19 protein-coding genes are annotated in these 18208 nt (G+C 37.8%); 17 read left to right on the forward strand and 2 right to left on the reverse strand.

Going from position 1 to position 18208, the window contains the following annotated elements; all coding sequences use genetic code 11:
- The 15 genes from AC11ZT_RS08605 to spo0A form a co-directional block, all read left to right on the forward strand.
- Nucleotides 1-509, forward strand: a 509-nt coding sequence (locus tag AC11ZT_RS08605; RefSeq protein WP_484059207.1) for a SpoIIIAH-like family protein, incomplete at its 5' end; no start/stop codon positions are given.
- A gap of 328 nt (nt 510-837) precedes the next feature.
- Nucleotides 838-1347: an acetyl-CoA carboxylase biotin carboxyl carrier protein gene (gene accB, locus AC11ZT_RS08610; RefSeq protein WP_484059208.1), complete on the forward strand. Its 510-nt coding sequence runs from the start codon at nt 838-840 to the stop codon at nt 1345-1347.
- 49 nt (nt 1348-1396) lie between these two features.
- Entirely contained in the window at nt 1397-2749 is a 1353-nt protein-coding gene (gene accC / locus AC11ZT_RS08615; RefSeq protein WP_484059209.1) for an acetyl-CoA carboxylase biotin carboxylase subunit, read from the forward strand.
- A gap of 23 nt (nt 2750-2772) precedes the next feature.
- The gene (locus AC11ZT_RS08620; protein ID WP_379966445.1) at nt 2773-3165 is read left to right on the forward strand and encodes an Asp23/Gls24 family envelope stress response protein; all 393 of its coding nucleotides are present in this window, start codon (nt 2773-2775) and stop codon (nt 3163-3165) included.
- Nucleotides 3166-3475: 310 nt separating this feature from the next.
- On the forward strand, nt 3476-3868 hold the full coding sequence (gene nusB, locus AC11ZT_RS08625) for a transcription antitermination factor NusB (RefSeq protein ID WP_379966448.1): 393 nt from the start codon (nt 3476-3478) through the stop codon (nt 3866-3868).
- A gap of 14 nt (nt 3869-3882) precedes the next feature.
- On the forward strand, nt 3883-4737 hold the full coding sequence (gene folD, locus AC11ZT_RS08630; RefSeq protein ID WP_484059210.1) for a bifunctional methylenetetrahydrofolate dehydrogenase/methenyltetrahydrofolate cyclohydrolase FolD: 855 nt from the start codon (nt 3883-3885) through the stop codon (nt 4735-4737).
- 11 nt (nt 4738-4748) lie between these two features.
- A complete protein-coding gene (gene xseA, locus AC11ZT_RS08635) occupies nt 4749-6119 on the forward strand; it encodes an exodeoxyribonuclease VII large subunit (RefSeq protein ID WP_484059211.1) in 1371 nt (456 codons plus the stop codon).
- Nucleotides 6094-6327, forward strand: coding sequence for an exodeoxyribonuclease VII small subunit (locus tag AC11ZT_RS08640; RefSeq protein WP_379966457.1), 234 nt, complete (start codon nt 6094-6096; stop codon nt 6325-6327). Before xseA ends, AC11ZT_RS08640 begins: the two co-directional genes overlap by 26 nt.
- Nucleotides 6324-7214, forward strand: a complete 891-nt coding sequence (locus tag AC11ZT_RS08645) for a polyprenyl synthetase family protein (RefSeq protein ID WP_484059212.1) — start codon at nt 6324-6326, stop codon at nt 7212-7214. Before AC11ZT_RS08640 ends, AC11ZT_RS08645 begins: the two co-directional genes overlap by 4 nt.
- Before the next feature lie 303 nt (nt 7215-7517).
- Entirely contained in the window at nt 7518-9410 is a 1893-nt protein-coding gene (gene dxs, locus AC11ZT_RS08650) for a 1-deoxy-D-xylulose-5-phosphate synthase (RefSeq protein WP_484059213.1), read from the forward strand.
- Nucleotides 9411-9414: 4 nt separating this feature from the next.
- Nucleotides 9415-10257 (forward strand): TlyA family RNA methyltransferase, encoded by an 843-nt coding sequence (locus tag AC11ZT_RS08655; protein ID WP_484059214.1) that lies wholly within the window; start codon nt 9415-9417, stop codon nt 10255-10257.
- 336 nt (nt 10258-10593) lie between these two features.
- Nucleotides 10594-11043, forward strand: a complete 450-nt coding sequence (ahrC, locus tag AC11ZT_RS08660) for a transcriptional regulator AhrC/ArgR (protein ID WP_484059215.1) — start codon at nt 10594-10596, stop codon at nt 11041-11043.
- Nucleotides 11044-11139: 96 nt separating this feature from the next.
- Complete coding sequence (gene recN, locus AC11ZT_RS08665) at nt 11140-12879, forward strand: DNA repair protein RecN (protein ID WP_484059216.1); 1740 nt, start codon at nt 11140-11142, stop codon at nt 12877-12879.
- Between the two features lie 108 nt (nt 12880-12987).
- Nucleotides 12988-14271 (forward strand): SpoIVB peptidase, encoded by a 1284-nt coding sequence (spoIVB, locus tag AC11ZT_RS08670; RefSeq protein ID WP_484059217.1) that lies wholly within the window; start codon nt 12988-12990, stop codon nt 14269-14271.
- A 301-nt stretch (nt 14272-14572) separates the two neighbouring features.
- Nucleotides 14573-15361: a sporulation transcription factor Spo0A gene (gene spo0A, locus AC11ZT_RS08675; protein WP_484059218.1), complete on the forward strand. Its 789-nt coding sequence runs from the start codon at nt 14573-14575 to the stop codon at nt 15359-15361.
- A gap of 248 nt (nt 15362-15609) precedes the next feature.
- On the opposite strand, the gene AC11ZT_RS08680 is transcribed toward spo0A, so the two are convergent.
- Together AC11ZT_RS08680 and AC11ZT_RS08685 are read right to left on the reverse strand one after the other, a co-directional pair.
- Complete coding sequence (locus AC11ZT_RS08680) at nt 15610-15756, reverse strand: YycC family protein (protein WP_484059219.1); 147 nt, start codon at nt 15754-15756, stop codon at nt 15610-15612.
- 226 nt (nt 15757-15982) lie between these two features.
- Complete coding sequence (locus AC11ZT_RS08685; protein ID WP_484059221.1) at nt 15983-16189, reverse strand: DUF2627 domain-containing protein; 207 nt, start codon at nt 16187-16189, stop codon at nt 15983-15985.
- Nucleotides 16190-16586: 397 nt separating this feature from the next.
- On the opposite strand from AC11ZT_RS08685, the gene yqiS reads away from it, so the two are divergent.
- Nucleotides 16587-17483, forward strand: a complete 897-nt coding sequence (gene yqiS / locus AC11ZT_RS08690) for a phosphate butyryltransferase (RefSeq protein WP_484059222.1) — start codon at nt 16587-16589, stop codon at nt 17481-17483.
- Nucleotides 17484-17511: 28 nt separating this feature from the next.
- On the forward strand, nt 17512-18208 hold a 697-nt coding region (locus AC11ZT_RS08695; protein WP_484059220.1), incomplete at its 3' end, for a Glu/Leu/Phe/Val family dehydrogenase.

An 18208-nucleotide genomic window follows, 5' to 3' on the forward strand; every position in this document is an offset into this window, starting at 1 on the left:
TAGTAGTTGTACTTTCCGTTTACTACGTTACGACGCCTGATGGACAAAATTCTAACGTTGTAACGAGCCCGGTTAATCCACCTGCTAAGGACAAAAATCAAACAGAAAAAGATGCAAGTAATAAGAGCGATCCAGCAAAGCAGACTACGAATTCAACTGGAGATGAGCAATTTGCACAGCTTCGCTTGGAACTAGAAGACAAACGCAATCAAGCAAAGGAACAACTGCAAGAAGTGATGACATCTACTTCATCATCTGCAGATGATAAAAGTAAGGCGATGGATCAGCTCCAACAACTGAACGATGTGGCAACAAAAGAAGTCCTTATCGAAACGTTAATTAAATCAGAAGGCTACAAAGATGCACTTGTACGTGCAGATGGAAGCGATGTTCGCATAACTGTCAAAGCTACGCAGCAATCTTCGAAAGATGCAAATAAAATTATTCAGCTCGTTAAAGGAGAAATTGGGCCGAAAAATGTTGCTGTAAAGTTTGATCCTGTCAAATAAAGCTGCCTTAATTGGCAGCTTTATTTCAATAACAGATAGAATTGTAAGAAAGTGAATAAAGATCCAGCTTGCATACCATACTGTTAAAGCTATTTAGTAGGTATAAATCACTAATTTGCTAACAGGAAGTTAGATTATTTCAAAAAAATATATAAGTGGTCTTGCCAATTTTGTATTTAGATTGATATGATTAGGATGTCGGGTTTTTTGACGTATTTTGAAGTAACGAATGAAAAATATTGTAAGCGTATTAAAAAATAGTTGGAATTTATAAAAAATTTGTCGTAATATGAAAAGGTATACAAAAGCTTATGGGAGTGGATGGGATATGTTTAAAATTCAAGAGGTTCGCGAGCTTATTAAATTAATTGATGGCTCAAATATTGAAGAATTCGAGTATGAAGCTGATGGTGCTACCATTAAATTGAAAAAACCTAGCAATAGTGTTGTTACATACGAAGCAGCACAAGTTGTGGAAACTCGTGTTGTACCAGAACAAGTAGTTGCACCGGCTGCACCAGTAGCAGTTGCAGCACCTCCAGCACCAGCTGCAGCACCAACACCAGCACCAGTTGCAGCACCAGTTGCTGCAGATGATACATTAGTAAAAATTACTTCACCAATGGTAGGAACATTCTATGCTTCTTCATCACCTGATGCACCAGCTTATGTTAAAGTGGGCGATCGTGTTAGTGACGAAACAGTTATTTGTATCGTTGAAGCTATGAAATTGTTCAATGAAATCGAAGCAGAAGTAAGCGGAGAAATCGTAGAAATTTTAGTTAAAAATGGTCAACTAGTAGAATATGGTCAACCATTATTCCTTGTGCGTCAATAACGAAAAATTTTCGTTTACAAGATTTAAAAAAGCATAAGGAGGATGTCTGATGATTAAGAAAGTGTTAATTGCTAACCGTGGCGAAATTGCAGTACGTATTATTCGTGCCTGCAAGGAATTAAATATTGAGACAGTTGCTATTTATTCAGAAGCTGACCGAGAAGCGCTTCATGTACAAATTGCAGATGAAGCATATTGCGTAGGTCCGACTCCTTCGAAAGATAGCTATTTAAATATGACGAATATTGTAAGTGTAGCAAAATTAACAGGATGCGATGCAATCCATCCTGGATATGGATTTTTAGCTGAAAATGCTGACTTTGCAGAACTTTGTGAAGAATGCAATGTTACTTTCATCGGACCAAGTCCAGCTGCAATTAATAAGATGGGAACAAAGGACGTAGCTCGTGAAACAATGAAACAAGCTGGTGTTCCAATTGTTCCAGGATCAAATGGTATCATTGAAAGCACAGAAGAAGCTGTAGAGCTTGCAAATCAAATGGGATATCCTGTTATTATTAAAGCAACTGCTGGCGGAGGCGGAAAAGGAATTCGTGTAGCTCGTGATGAAGAAGCACTTGTTAAGGGAATTCAAATTACGCAACGTGAAGCAAGCACTGCCTTTGGTAATCCGGGTGTATACATTGAAAAGTATATCGAAGATTTCCGCCATGTTGAAATTCAAATTATGGCTGACAAGCACGGTAATGCAATCCATCTTGGTGAACGTGATTGCTCCATCCAACGTCGTCTTCAAAAGCTATTAGAAGAAACACCTTCTCCAGCATTGGATGAAGAAGTACGTGCGAAGATGGGTGCTGCAGCTGTAACTGCTGCACTTGCTGTAAACTACTCAGGTGCCGGTACTATTGAATTTATTTATGAGTACAAAGAGAAGAAATTCTATTTCATGGAAATGAATACTAGAATTCAAGTAGAACATCCTGTAACAGAAATGGTAACAGGTGTTGACTTAATTAAAGAACAAATTCGCGTAGCAGCAGGAGAAAAACTTTCTCTTACGCAAGAACAAGTTGAGTTTAAAGGATGGGCAATGGAATGTCGTATCAATGCCGAAAATCCTGCGAAAAACTTTATGCCATCACCAGGTAAAGTTTCTATGTATTTAGCACCAGGTGGTAATGGTGTACGTATCGATTCAGCTGTGTACCCTGGATATACGATTTCTCCTTTCTATGATTCCATGGTTGCGAAATTAATCGTTTATGGAAAAACAAGAGAAGAAGCAATCGCTAAAATGAAACGTGCATTAGGCGAGTTTGTCATTGAAGGCGTTCATACAACAATTCCTTTCCATTTGCAATTATTAAATAACCCTGATTTTGTAAAAGGTGAATTTAATACGAAATTCCTTGAAACACATGATCTAGTTACGCAATAATAGAGGCAAGGGAGGTTTTGCGTATGTCTGAAAATGTGCTTAATATGGGACAAGAATCCACGCTTGGAAAGGTAGAAATTGCACCTGAAGTCATTGAGGTGATTGCTGGTCTTGCTTCAACTGAAGTAGACGGTGTTGCTGCAATGCGTGGTAATTTTGCAGCAGGTGTAGTTGAAAAACTAGGCAAGAAAAATCATGGTAAGGGTGTAAAGGTAGAGCTTACCGAAGAGGGTATTGTTTTAGATATTTATGTGCTTATGCATTTCGGGGTAAGTATTCCGTTAGTAGCTCAAAAAATTCAAGACAATATTCGTCAAGCACTTTTAACAATGACCGGATTAGAATTAAAAGAAGTAAATGTTCATGTTGTTGGTGTAACATTTGAAACAACGAAGCCAGAAACTGAATCTCTTTAACAAGATTTGAATTGGGGCCGTATACAGTATCTGTATAACGGCTCTTTTTCACGTTGTTTTAAAAACACGTACATTCTTTTTCTAACAATTACAATAAGTTAACTTTTGAGCTATTCTTCTTGAAGAATGTGTGTATAAACATGAGAAATATGATATTATCATGTTATTGTATAAATGGAACCATAGCAAAGGCTTATGAAAGTAAGACTGTATGCGTGAAAATGTGAGCGTGTTATCTGTTTGTAGGCACGGGATAATTCGAACTGAATCACATACCCTATGATAGATGATTAGCAAAAGGAGAGTTACTATGAAACGTAGAACGTCAAGAGAAAAAGCAATGCAAGCATTATACCAAATAGATATTGCAGGTGAAATTGACCCGAAAATAGCATTGCACAATACGCTAGAGGAGGGCGAAGAAAACAATGAGTTTCTTCAACAGCTTGTGTTAGGCGTTTCAGAGAATAAGGAGGAAATTGACTCCGTTATTGCAAAAAATCTTGAAAATTGGACATTAGAAAGAATAGGAACCGTGGATCGTAATATTTTGCGATTAGCAGTATTCGAACTTATGTACATGCAAGAAATTCCGGAAAATGTAACAATTAATGAAGCAATCGAAATTGCAAAGATTTTTGGAGATGAAGAATCTCGCCGTTTTATCAATGGAGTTCTTTCAAAAGTAAAAGAATCAATATAGGGGAGGAAACAATAATGACAGCAGAACTTATTAAAGGATTGGAAATTGCACAAAAGAAAAGACAGGAAATTAAAGAACGAGTAGAAGCTCTTAAAGCAGCGGGAATTACGCCAGGACTTGCTGTTATCCTAGTGGGAAATAATCCTGCGTCACAATCCTATGTCAGAGGAAAAGGAAAGGCAAGTGAAGAAGCAGGGATTCACTTTGAGCTCATCACATTTCCAGAGGATATTTCAGAAGAACGGTTGTTGCAAGAAATTGATCGAGTGAACGAGGATATACATATTCATGGACTTCTCGTACAATTACCTTTACCAAAACATATACATGAGGATGCTGTTATTGAACGTATCTCCCCGTTAAAGGATGTGGATGGCTTTCATCCAATCAGTATTGGTCGCATGATGATTGGACAAGATACATTTCTTCCATGCACGCCGCACGGTATTATCGAACTAGTAAAAGAAAAGAATATTGACATAAATGGAAAACACGTCGTTGTTGTTGGACGTAGTAATATCGTTGGAAAACCAGTTGGACAATTATTTTTAAATGAAAACGCAACGGTTACCTATACTCATTCTAGAACGGTTAATTTGAAAGAGATGACAAAGATGGCTGACATTCTTGTTGTTGCAGTTGGTAAGCCTAAAATGATTACAGCTGATTATGTGAAACAAGGCGCTGTTGTAATCGACGTTGGTGTAAATCGATTGGATACAGGAAAACTTTGCGGTGACGTTGATTTCGATAATGTACTACCTGTAGCAGGATATATTACACCTGTACCAAAGGGTGTTGGTCCAATGACCATTACGATGTTGCTTGATAACACGGTGTTAGCAGCGGAACGTGAAGCCAGTAAGTAAGGACGGATACGATGGATAACTATTTAACAGTTACTGCTCTGACAAAGTATATGAAAGCAAAGTTAGATCGCGACCCGCATTTACAAAAGATATTGCTAAAAGGGGAAATTTCTAATTATAAGCTACATAGCAGGGGGCATATGTATTTCACATTAAAGGATGAAGGAGCTCGAATCTCAGCGGTTATGTTTTCATCTCATAATCGGAATTTAGCCTTTACACCAGAAAATGGAATGAAGGTGCTACTTCAGGGACAGGTAACTGTATATGAAATGGGTGGAAATTATCAGCTATACGTTCATGAGATGCAACCGGACGGTATTGGTAACTTATATCTAGCCTATGAACAAATGAAAGCTCGTTTGGAACAGCAGGGGCTCTTTTCTAGTGCGAATAAAAAAGAAATTCCCTCCTATCCGAAAGCAATCGGTGTCATCACTTCTCCAACTGGTGCTGCAGTTCGCGATATTATTACGACAATTAAGCGTCGTTATCCTATCACGAAAATTATTGTATTCCCTGTTCTTGTACAAGGGGAATTTGCAGCATCCTCCATCGTTCGTGCGATTCATCAGGCTAATGAATTACAAACAATTGATGTGTTAATTGTGGGACGTGGTGGAGGTTCAATTGAAGAGTTATGGGCATTTAATGAAGAACTTGTCGCACGTGCCATATATTCTAGTCAAGTTCCAATCATTTCAGCAGTTGGACATGAAACAGACTTTACAATTGCAGACTTTGTTTCTGATTTACGAGCCCCTACTCCGACTGCAGCAGCTGAGCTAGCTGTCCCTAATATACTAGATTTAGAAGAAAAGATTATGCAACGAACGCTTCGATTGCAGCGCGTGATGAAGGAAATCGTAGCTAGTAAACGGGAGAAGATTCAGTCGTTGCAGAAATCGTATGCTTTTCGCTATCCAAAGCAATTGTATATGCAAAAGGAAGAACAGCTAGATCGATTAATGGATTCTCTTATGCAAGCAAAGGAAAAGTATATAGAGCGAAAAGAGAACGGGTTGCAGCAACTTTTGCTTCAACTACAAAAGCACCATCCAGCCCATAATATTTCACGAGCTGCAGAAGTATCTGCGCGTATTCGAAAACAGTTAGAACGAGAGATGAAAACATATTTACAACATAAGCAATATGATTTCACTCGAATGGTAGAAAAGTTAGAAGTGCTTAGCCCCCTTCACATCATGATGCGAGGGTACGGAGTTACCTATGATACAACTAATAAAATTGTGAAAAGTGTAAAACAAGTACAATTGGGTGAAGACATTTCTGTAAAGCTGCAAGATGGTCTGTTATACTGTCGTGTATCAGGAAAAGAGGAGCGTGACGTAAGTGATGGAACAGAAAACACGAAGCTTTGAGGAAGCAATAGCAGAGCTAGAACAAATCGTGCTAAAGCTTGAGCAGGGAGATGTTCCGTTAGAAGAAGCCATTCTATACTTTCAACAAGGTATGGAACTATCCAAGCTTTGTGATGAAAAGCTGAAGCGTGTCGAAGAACAAATGACGGTTATATTAGGTGATAACGGTGAAATGCGTCCTTTTTCAGTCGGAGGCGATGAAGAATGAATGTACCTTTCCCTAATTTTGTAAAAGAAAATAAAGATTTTATAGACAAACAAGTTGTTGTTTATACGAAAGAATTGCATTGCCCTGACGTTTTGAAAGATGCAATGGTATATTCACTAGAAGCAGGGGGAAAACGAATTCGTCCTCTTCTCTTATTTGCCACATTGCATGCGTTTGGAAAAGATAGAGCATTGGGAGCACCAGCAGCTTGTGCATTAGAAATGATACATACATACTCACTTATTCACGATGATTTACCTAGTATGGATGATGACGATTTAAGAAGAGGGAAACCAACCAATCATAAAGTATTTGGTGAAGCAACTGCAATTTTGGCTGGTGATGGTTTACTTACGTATGCTTTCCAAGTAATCTCTTCTCATTCTCATCAGGATGTCACGTCTGCAATGAACTTACGTCTTGTTACTGAACTTGCTAAAGCTGCTGGACCTGAAGGAATGGTGGCAGGTCAAGTAGCTGACATGGAAGCAGAAGGACATACACTTACTATGGAACAATTAGAATATATTCACAAAAATAAAACAGGACGCCTTCTTGAGTTTCCTGTTTTGGCCGGAGCAATCTTAGCTAATGCCACGGAAAAAGAAACAGAACAATTACTTATATATGCTCGTAATATAGGTCTTGCCTTTCAAATTCAAGATGACATTTTAGATGTAATCGGTACGGAAGAAGAAATAGGAAAACCTGTTGGCAGTGATATCGAAAATGGAAAAAGTACGTATGCCACCTTGTTTACTATAGAAGAAGCACAACAAATGCTGACAAATACAATTGAAAAAGCAAAAGACGCTCTTTTATCCTTGCGACTAGAAGATGATTATTTACTTCAAATTTGCGATATGATTGGGAATCGAAAAAATTAAGATGTACAAGCACTATACAGAGGTTTAACAGTGGAAGTGCTTTGGTTGAGTAATTTTGTAAATTGTGTTATAAATAGAAACACAAATGATTTTTTGTAAAGGCATCGGTAAAACTATATAAAGATGAATAATATGCCGTTATCACTTTGTGTTAGCGGCACTTTTTTCTTACAGGCATAATTTTGTAATATGAGAGCGCTTTAAGAGATAATTTTGAAACAAACCCTGTTATCTTATCTCAATCTTCTCTATAATAATTCAAGCGGCATGATTTCGATTATGAAACGAAAGTGAGTGATCCTCGTGGATCTAACCCAAATTCAAAACCCTAGTTTTTTAAAACAAATGTCTATTGATGAGCTTGTTGAATTAAGTGCTGATATTCGTCAGTTTTTAATATACGAGTTGTCTAAAAACGGTGGGCATATTGCTCCAAACTTAGGTGTTGTAGAACTAACAATTGCTCTTCATAAAGTATTTAATAGTCCAACAGATAAATTTTTATGGGATGTAGGTCATCAATCTTATGTTCATAAGATTTTAACAGGGCGGGCAAAGGATTTTGGAACATTACGACAATACAAAGGTCTATGTGGATTTCCAAAACGTTGTGAAAGTGAACATGATGTTTGGGAAACTGGACATAGCTCTACATCCTTGTCTGCAGCTATGGGTATGGCAATTGCCCGTGATTTGAAAAAAAAGAAGGAATACATTATTCCAATTATTGGGGACGGAGCGCTAACTGGTGGAATGGCATTGGAAGCACTCAACCATATTGGTCATGAACAGAAAGATATGATTGTTATATTAAATGATAATGAAATGTCTATTGCTCCTAATGTCGGGGCTTTGCACAATGTTCTTGGTCGTTTACGTACAGCCGGAAAATATAACCGTGCAAAAGATGAACTTGAATATTTGTTAAAGAAGATTCCTGCGGTGGGGGGAAAACTTGCCTCTACAGCAGAAAGACTGAAAGACAGTTTGAAGTATATGCTTGTCTCTGGCGTATTTTTTGAGGAACTCGGATTTACGTATCTGGGACCAGTAGACGGACATGATTTTAACAGCCTTTTTGAAAATCTGCAGTATGCAAAAAAGACGAAAGGTCCTGTTCTTGTTCATGTGATTACGAAAAAAGGGAAAGGCTATAAGCCTGCTGAAAGTGATGTAATCGGTACGTGGCATGGAACAGGTCCTTATAAAATCGAGTCAGGTAATTTTGTAAAACCTGCAGCTGCACCTCCTGCGTGGAGCAAGGTTGTAAGTGAAACGGTTCGACATATAGCCAAACAGGATCCGCGGATCGTTGCCATTACTCCTGCAATGCCGGTTGGATCGAAACTTGAGAACTTTGCGAAGGAATTTCCAGAGCGAATGTATGATGTAGGGATTGCAGAGCAACATGCTACAACGATGGCAGCTGGAATGGCCACGCAAGGTATGAAACCATTTTTAGCAATTTACTCTACTTTTTTACAACGTGCCTATGATCAGATGGTACATGATGTTTGCCGGCAAAATCTAAATGTATTTATCGGGATTGATCGTGCTGGTCTAGTTGGTGCAGACGGTGAAACGCATCAAGGAATTTTTGATATTGCCTTTTTACGTCATTTACCGAATATCGTTATTATGATGCCGAAAGATGAAAATGAAGGACAGCATATGGTATATACAGCACTGCAATATGATGATGGTCCAATCGCGATGCGATATCCTCGTGGAAATGGTTTAGGTGTTCATATGGATCAAGCGTTACATAAAATCGCTATTGGAACATGGGAAACGTTGCAAGATGGAACGGATGCTGCTATTTTAACATTTGGTACAACGATACCAATGGCACTCGAGGCTGCTAAATTGCTAGAAAAAACAGGTAAATCTGTGAAAGTAGTAAATGCTCGCTTTATAAAACCAATGGATCAAGTATTTTTAACTGAATTATTGAAGCAAAATATACCAATTATTACACTTGAAGAAGCATGTCTTGCCGGTGGCTTTGGAAGTAGCGTACTTGAATTTGCACATGATAATGGCTTTTTCCATGCAGTGATTAATCGTATGGGAATACCGGATGAATTTATTGAACACGGTAGTGTAACAAAATTATTAGAAGAAATAGGCTTAACGGCAACAGAAGTGGCTGGACGTGTGGCAGCTTTATTACCATCTAAGCAAAAAAGGGCGTAACGTAATGAAGAAAGAACGAGTCGACATACTATTAGTAGAGCAAGGACTTATTGAAACAAGAGAAAAAGCAAAACGTGCTGTCATGGCTGGTCTTGTATATGCGGATGAAGAAAGACTAGATAAACCTGGCGAGAAAATTCCAGCAGACACAACGCTCACGTTAAAAGGCCAGATTATGCCCTATGTAAGTCGGGGAGGCTATAAGCTTGAAAAAGCACTAAAAGAATTTCATTTAAACTTACAGGACAAAATTGTCCTTGATATAGGAGCATCTACAGGGGGATTTACCGATTGTGCCTTGCAAAATGGTGCAAAGTTTTCGTATGCATTAGATGTAGGATACAATCAATTAGCTTGGAAACTACGACAAGATGAACGTGTTATTGTCATGGAGCGCACAAATTTTCGTTACTCATCGCCTTCTGACTTTACACATGGTCTTCCGCAATTTGCGAGTATCGATGTTAGCTTTATTTCGCTTAAACTTATTTTACCGGCGTTAAAAGCTATCCTTGTTCCAAATAGTGATGTAGCAGCTTTAATAAAGCCACAATTTGAAGCGGGAAAAGAGCAGGTTGGTAAAAAGGGAATTATCCGCGACCATAAGGTTCATGAAGAAGTAATTACTAAAATAATGGAATTTGCATTAGCACAAGGATATGATGTGGAGCAAATTACTTTTTCTCCTATTAAAGGTGGTAATGGAAATATCGAATTTTTAATTCATTTGAAATGGTATGGAGAACGCGAGAAGGGTGAAAATCATTCTACTAACTCTCCTGCACTGATTGTTACCAATGCTCATACAGAATTAAAACAAGTGGGAAAAGGAGAAAACGAAGAGTAAAATTTATCCCGTCATTTGTGGGCAGGAAGACCTCCAAACTTCAAGTTTTTGATACATCAGAGAAAACTAAGTGGGGGACGAAGAAAACCCCTACTGATGGAAGTTTCACTTTATCTTTTTCCCCTTCATTCAGAATGGACCGTTATACAGAAGTGTAAAAGCTATGTGTTCTGTATCGGTCCATTTCTCATACGTTTTTATAGAGTAATGCGTATGTATAATGTGAAATTAAGTGAACTGGAAGTAATCCATAATGTACAAGAAATCGTTTATGAGTTACCATTATGATAAAGCAATCATAGGAAATTTATTACTGGAATTGGTGAGGTGCAACAAATGAATAAGGGTCAGCGCCATATAAAAATACGAGAAATTATTGCTAGCAAAGAAATTGAAACACAAGATGAACTTGTAGACATTTTGCGTAGTCAAAGTTTCAATGTAACGCAAGCAACTGTTTCTCGTGATATTAAAGAATTACATTTAGTGAAAGTTCCTTTGCAAGATGGAAGATACAAATATAGCCTACCCGCTGATCAACGCTTTAATCCGCTGCAAAAATTAAAACGTAGTATGATTGATGCATTTGTAAAGCTTGATATGGCCGGTCATATGATTGTATTGAAAACCTTACCAGGAAATGCAAATGCGATTGGAGCGTTAATTGACCATTTAGATTGGGATGAAATTCTAGGGACAATTTGCGGAGATGATACCTGTCTCATTATTTGCCGTACGCCAGAAGATACACAATTTGTCTCAGATCGATTTTTAAATATGTTGTAAGTATGACGCATCATCCTTTAACAGGAGATAGCATTTCAACGATCATCGCTTTTTCTTTTTTTACATGTGATACTTGATAACGAGGTGAATGTAGCATTGCTATCGGAATTATCAATTAGAAATTTTGCTATTATTGAGACGTTAAGTATTTCTTTTAAGAAAGGGTTAACCGTGCTTAGTGGCGAAACCGGTGCCGGAAAATCCATTATAATTGATGCCATTAGTCTTTTAGTTGGAGGAAGAGGATCCTCTGAATTTGTGAGATTTGGAACGGACAAGGCAGAAATTGAAGGTCTGTTCTATTTTGACAATGATGATCATCCTTGTCTTGAAAAAGCTCACGAACTAGATATTGAAGTTTCAGACGGAATGATTATTCTTAAACGTGACATATCCATTTCTGGAAAGAGTGTATGCCGCATAAATGGGAAGCTTGTGACGTTAACAGCTATGAAAGAAATAGGCAAGACACTTGTCGATATTCACGGACAGCATGAAACACAAGATTTGATGAACGAAGACCGTCATTTAGAGATGCTGGATTCATATGATTACGATGAAATCGTAGTAAAACTGACTAGCTACCAGGACCAATATAATATGTACGTAGATACAAAAAAGCAACTAAAGGCATTAACGGAAAACGAACAAAAAATGGCACATCGGTTGGATTTGTTACAATTTCAGCATGAAGAAATTCAAAAGGCAGCCTTGAAGCCAAATGAAGATAATGAGCTTATGGAAGAACGAACTAAAATCGCAAATTTCGAAAAGATATTTAAAGCAGTAGGGGATGCACATAGCTCGCTTATTAGCGATAATAGCGGTTTAGATTATGTTCGAAATGCTATGAGCCAAATGGAAACCATATCGGATTTAGACTCTTCCTTAAAGGAAATCTATGACACGGTTGCAAATAGCTACTACTTATTAGAGGAAGTAGCATATCAGTTACGCGAAAAATTGGACATGATGGAGTATGATCCAAATCGACTTGATTTTATTGAAACAAGATTAAATGAAATTCGCATATTAAAGCGTAAATATGGAAACAGTATAGAAGAAATATTGGAATATGCTGCGAATATTGAAACAGAAATTTCTACGATTGAAAACAAAGATGTGCATATCGAAAGAGCGAAAAAGCAACTAGTACAATTAGAAGAAGCATGTTTGAAAGAAGCGACAGAGTTGAGTGTATTTCGTAAAGAGCTTGCGGAACGCTTAACAGAGGCAATTCATAGAGAATTACGAGAGCTTTATATGGAAAAAACAAAGTTTGAAATTGTGCTGAAAAATATTCCAGGTACGGTCGATGATCCGCTTGTAGACGGAGCACCTGTTAAATTAACACGGAATGGCTATAATCATGCAGAATTTTATATTTCAACAAACCCAGGAGAGCCGTTAAAACCGTTAGCAAAGGTTGCTTCTGGCGGGGAGCTGTCACGTATCATTTTAGCCCTAAAAAGTATTTTTTCAGAGCATCAAGGAGTTACATCGGTTATTTTTGATGAAGTGGATACGGGAGTGAGTGGCCGGGTTGCCCAAGCTATAGCCGAGAAAATCCAGCGGGTGTCTGTTGGATCTCAAGTGCTCTGTATAACTCATTTACCCCAAGTTGCTTCGATGGCAGATAATCATTTATTTATTCGTAAGGAAATTATAAATGAGCGAACAATTACATCGGTTACGATACTTGAAGGGGAAGAGAAAGTGATTGAGGTCGCTAGGATGCTCTCTGGTGCTGAAATTACAGTCGTAACAAAGCAGCATGCACGGGAATTATTACAGCAAGCACAGTATATTAAGCAAACAGGTCAAGCTATCCAATAAAAGGATAGCTTTTTTATATCTCCCAGTTATAAACGGAAGCAGACAAGGAGAAATTAAATAGTGAAGCCGAGTTGGCTGAATGTGGGTTAGGAGCGAGGAGAGTGAAAAATGAAATATGAGCAATTTCGTAAGGTAATTGGTACATTTCTCCTTGTTTCGCTTCTCGTAGTTGGGTTTTGCAAACCTGTTCGAGAATTTATTGCAATGCCGCGGCAAGTTGTTCTGTTTGAAGGACAACAGTCACAACTCTCTACTTCTGTGTTCCAAGCAATGTCCACCAATCCATCAGTATTTACAGTTAACGATAGTCCAGATAGGTTTGTTGCTGCCCATGAAAGCGGAGAAGCTAAAATGGTTCTTCAGCTAGCTGGGCTTCCCGTAAAAAAAGTAAATGTTAGGGTGCTGAAGGATTTTAGAGTAATTCCTGGTGGTCAATCAATTGGAGTAAAGTTGAATGCGAAAGGTGTACTTGTTGTCGGACACCACCTCGTAGAAACGGATACAGGTAAGATTTCTCCTGGCGAAACCGCAGGCATTAAAGTAGGAGATATGATTACAGAAATTAATGGAAAAGGAATAGAACGTATGAGCGATGTAGCTCCTTTTATCCAAGATAGCGGTAAAACAGGAGCATCGTTAGATATTGTTGTTCTTCGTGATAACAAATATATGCGTACAAAATTGTCACCTGTAAAAAACAAACAGGATGCGTTTTATCGAATTGGTCTGTATATTCGTGATTCTGCTGCCGGTATTGGAACCATGACTTTTTTTCATCAAGATAGCATGAAATATGGTGCGCTTGGTCATGTCATTTCTGACAACGACACGAAAAAACCAATTGAAGTGGAAAATGGCCAAATTGTTAGGTCAACAGTTACGTCCATTCAACGCGGAAGTAACGGTGATCCAGGTGAAAAACTAGCAAGATTTTCTCCCGACCGTGAAGTAATCGGTACAATTACAACAAATAGTCCCTTCGGTATTTTTGGCAAATTAAACACATCCGTTCGAAACGAAATTATGGATGAAGCTCTTCCAATAGCGCTATCTAGTCAAGTAAAGGAAGGGCCAGCAAAAATATTAACAGTTATTGATAAAGATAAGGTGGAGGCTTTTGATGTTGAAATTATTAGTAGTGTTCCTCAAAAATTTCCAGCTACGAAAGGAATCGTTGTGAAAATTACCGATAAACGACTTCTTGAAAAAACAGGTGGGATTGTACAAGGAATGAGCGGCAGTCCAATAGTCCAAGATGGGAAATTAATTGGAGCTGTGACGCATGTTTTTGTAAATGACCCAACCTCTGGATATGGCGTTCATATTGAGTGGATGCTACAAGAAGCAGGAATCAACATTTATGAACAGTATGATCATAAAAAAGCGAGCTGATTTTTAGCTTGCTTTTTTATATGCAGTCTTCCATCTGTTTCAGTTTCTCAGTCCTTGTTTTTTGTTGTATAATAAAGGAAACAAAAACAAGGTGTACTAAGGCAATTTATACTAGTAAGTGACGAAGAAACGAAAAAAACAGAGATATAACATGAAAGCATAAGAAAAGAAGAAGTTTTGACTACTTTTTAGTAAATTAAGTAAATATTAAAAGGATATGACAAGTTATTGTCGAAAACTTCATTTATATACCTTATGGTTTCTATTTATTGAAACTTATTGGGATAAGGGAGGAAAAATTGTGGAGAAGATTAAAGTTTGTCTTGCGGATGACAACAAAGAACTCGTATCCATGCTTGAAGAATACGTATCGGGACAAGAGGATATGGAAGTAATTGGTGTTGCTTACAACGGTCAGGAATGTTTACATTTGCTCACTGATAAAAGTCCGGATGTTCTGGTTTTAGATATTATCATGCCTCATTTAGATGGATTAGCGGTATTAGAAAAGCTACGTATGATGGAAAAGAAACAACCTAACGTTATCATGCTTACTGCCTTTGGACAAGAAGATGTGACAAAAAAGGCGGTAGATCTAGGAGCGGCGTATTTTGTGTTAAAGCCATTTGATATGGAAAATTTAACGAGTCATATTCGGCAGGTTAGTGGAAAGCCAAGCGCTGTTGTGAAACGACCTCTGAATTCGTACCGTTCGAGTTCTTCGGAAGGAAAACCGAAGAATTTAGACGCTAGTATTACAAGTATTATTCATGAAATTGGGGTTCCAGCACATATTAAAGGATATATGTATTTACGTGAAGCAATTTCGATGGTTTATAATGACATTGAGCTTCTAGGCTCTATTACAAAAGTATTGTATCCAGATATTGCAAAAAAGTATAATACTACAGCAAGCAGGGTAGAACGTGCCATTCGTCATGCGATTGAAGTAGCGTGGAGCCGTGGCAATGTTGAATCTATTTCATCCCTATTTGGATACACCATATCCATGTCGAAAGCTAAGCCAACAAACAGTGAATTTATTGCGATGGTTGCTGATAAGCTTCGCCTTGAGCATAAGGCTTCTTGAATGAGATAAGTTTGTAAGTGTAATTTATCTTGTATACATTCTAACAACGTCCTTTCTATGTAAGGAGTTCGTAAAGGTGATAGCTGTAAGGTTATCTCCTTTTTATATGTATGAAAATCATTTTCTGTAAAGAAAAGGACCAGAAATATTGAAGATATGCTACCAGAAGTAGTTTGTAATGATATGTCTCGGTAAGGCAGAATAAAAAATAGCTCAAAAGGAATTCGGTTTCCCTTTTGAGCTATTTTTTATTCCCCTTGTTTATCTTGTTTTTCCAGTTGCGCTAGTTTTTGAATAAGAATGTACTGCGGCATATGCATAACTTGTTCAAGCGGCATCTTAAGCGCTTGTGACAACTTTAATGCTGTTTCTGGTGTTATTTGTAATGGACGCAAAACTACAGACCCCCTTTAATGTTAGTATACCATAGTAGATGAAAAAGATAGGAACAAGGATTGTTAGAGTCAGCCGTAGATACAAATAATATAGAATCTGCTGTTATTGTTTGATTAAAAATAAGAACGTTTACAATAAAAATTGTACTTGTAATCTGTTCAAATTGCGTGTATAAATTAAATTGTGACCAAGTACTAAAATCAGGTTTTATGAAATGGTCTTGTTTCAATCAAACCTACTAGTTCGCTCTCTCTTTTTTCGAAAACGTGATTGTAATTTATTTCGTTTCCGATCTCGATGGAATAGAAATCCACCAAAGAGATACATTCCTACACCAAAAAGTATAACACCTAGTAGAAACTGCGTAGAAAGAGTAGGAATGGGGGAGTTAAGAATGGCAAACAAGGTATCTCTCATGAATTTAATTCCTATTACGGCCATAATGATGGGGAGTAAAGCTAGCAATAAAGCGGTTGTACGATTCGTCTGAATCCCTTCCTTTCAAAAGAAAGATATATATTAGAAATCATCTTATATATATCCTTTATTTGTCAATAAGAGAATATAAATAAAGAAAGTAGCATTATGATTAGTCGAAGGGGTAAGAAGAATGAACATTCATACATGTTCATATTATGGATAGCAATACATGTAGATTTTCATTAAATACTATATAAGTAATTTTCAGGTAATAATGTTAGTGCTAGGTCTTAATTGTAAGTAATCCTTTTTATGGCTTTAGGAGAAGATGAGGATTCAAATATGAAAGATAGGAAGCTGATTTTTCATCATACATAAGTGAGGGACGAAGAGAATGAACCATATTAATATGACATTAAATATGCTAGTTGAAAAAGCAGCGAAACAACCGAAAAAGACAGTAGCCGTTGCGGCGGCAGATGATGAAGAGGTAATAGAGGCAATTGCTGCTGCAGTAGCAGCAGAAATTGCTAACTTTTATCTATATGGAAATGCAGAAACGATTTCAAATATGATGAATAAGTACCATTTGTCTGCCAGCGATCAAATCCAAGTTTATGATGCCACCTCTGTAGAGGCTGCGCAGTTAGCGGTTCAAGCGGTAAGTAGTGGGATGGCAGATATCGTCATGAAGGGAAATGTAAGTACGGCAATCATTTTAAAGGCGGTACTTCATAAAGAATATGGATTACGAACTGGCAATGTTTTATCACATGTGGCAGTATTTGAAGTCCCTAATTATAATCAATTCATTACCGTAACGGATGCAGCTATGAACATTGCTCCAGACTTAGATGGAAAGGCAGCCATTTTGAAAAATGCAGTTGCAGTTGTTAGGTCTCTTGGGATAGAGAGACCAAAAGTAGCACCTTTAGCTGCTGTGGAGCTAGTCAATCCCGCTATGCAAGCAACGATTGATGCCGCGCTATTAACACAAATGAATCGCCGCGGTCAAATTAAAGATTGTGTTGTAGATGGCCCCCTTGCATTAGATAATGCTATTTCTAAAATTGCTGCAGCACATAAAGGGATTGTAAGCGATGTTGCAGGAGAAGCAGATATATTACTTGTACCTAATATTGAAACAGGCAATATTTTATATAAATCACTCGTATTTTTTGCGAATGCAAAAGTAGGAGCAATAATTGCAGGAGCAAAGGCACCAATTGTTTTAACATCACGTGCCGATTCTGCTGAATCCAAATTATATTCACTCGCTTTAGCTGTTGCAACTGCCATATCTTAACACAGCTATAACGAAAGGAGAGTAAATATTGGATATTTTTAAAAGTATGGAGTTATACGATTACGAACAATTGCTATTTTGTCAGGATAAAGAGTCAGGATTAAAAGCAATCGTATCGATTCATGACACAACACTCGGTCCGGCACTCGGTGGAACGAGAATGTGGACGTACGTGTCTGAAGAAGCGGCTATAGTGGACGCGCTTCGTTTATCTAGAGGAATGACATACAAGAATGCTGCTGCTGGACTGAATCTTGGCGGAGGAAAAACCGTCATTATTGGAGATCCGCGTAAAGATAAAAATGAGGCAATGTTCCGTGCTTTTGGACGATTTATACAAGGCTTAAACGGAAGATATATTACAGCTGAGGATGTCGGCACTACTGTTGATGATATGGATATTATTCATGAGGAAACAGATTATGTTACGGGCATTTCCCCTTCATTTGGCTCTTCCGGCAATCCATCCCCCGTTACAGCTTTCGGTGTGTACCGAGGTATGAAAGCAGCGTCAAAGGAAGCTTTTGGTAGTGAAAGCTTAGAAGGAAAAGTAATCGCAATTCAAGGGGTTGGCAATGTTGCGTATAATCTTTGCAAACACTTGCATCTTGAAGGAGCTAAGCTAATCGTAACGGATATTCATAAACAATCGGTACAACGGGCTGTGGATGAGTTTTCTGCAACTGCAGTTGATCCAACTGACATATATGAAGTGCAGTGTGATA

The organism is Ectobacillus sp. (assembly GCF_056992975.1).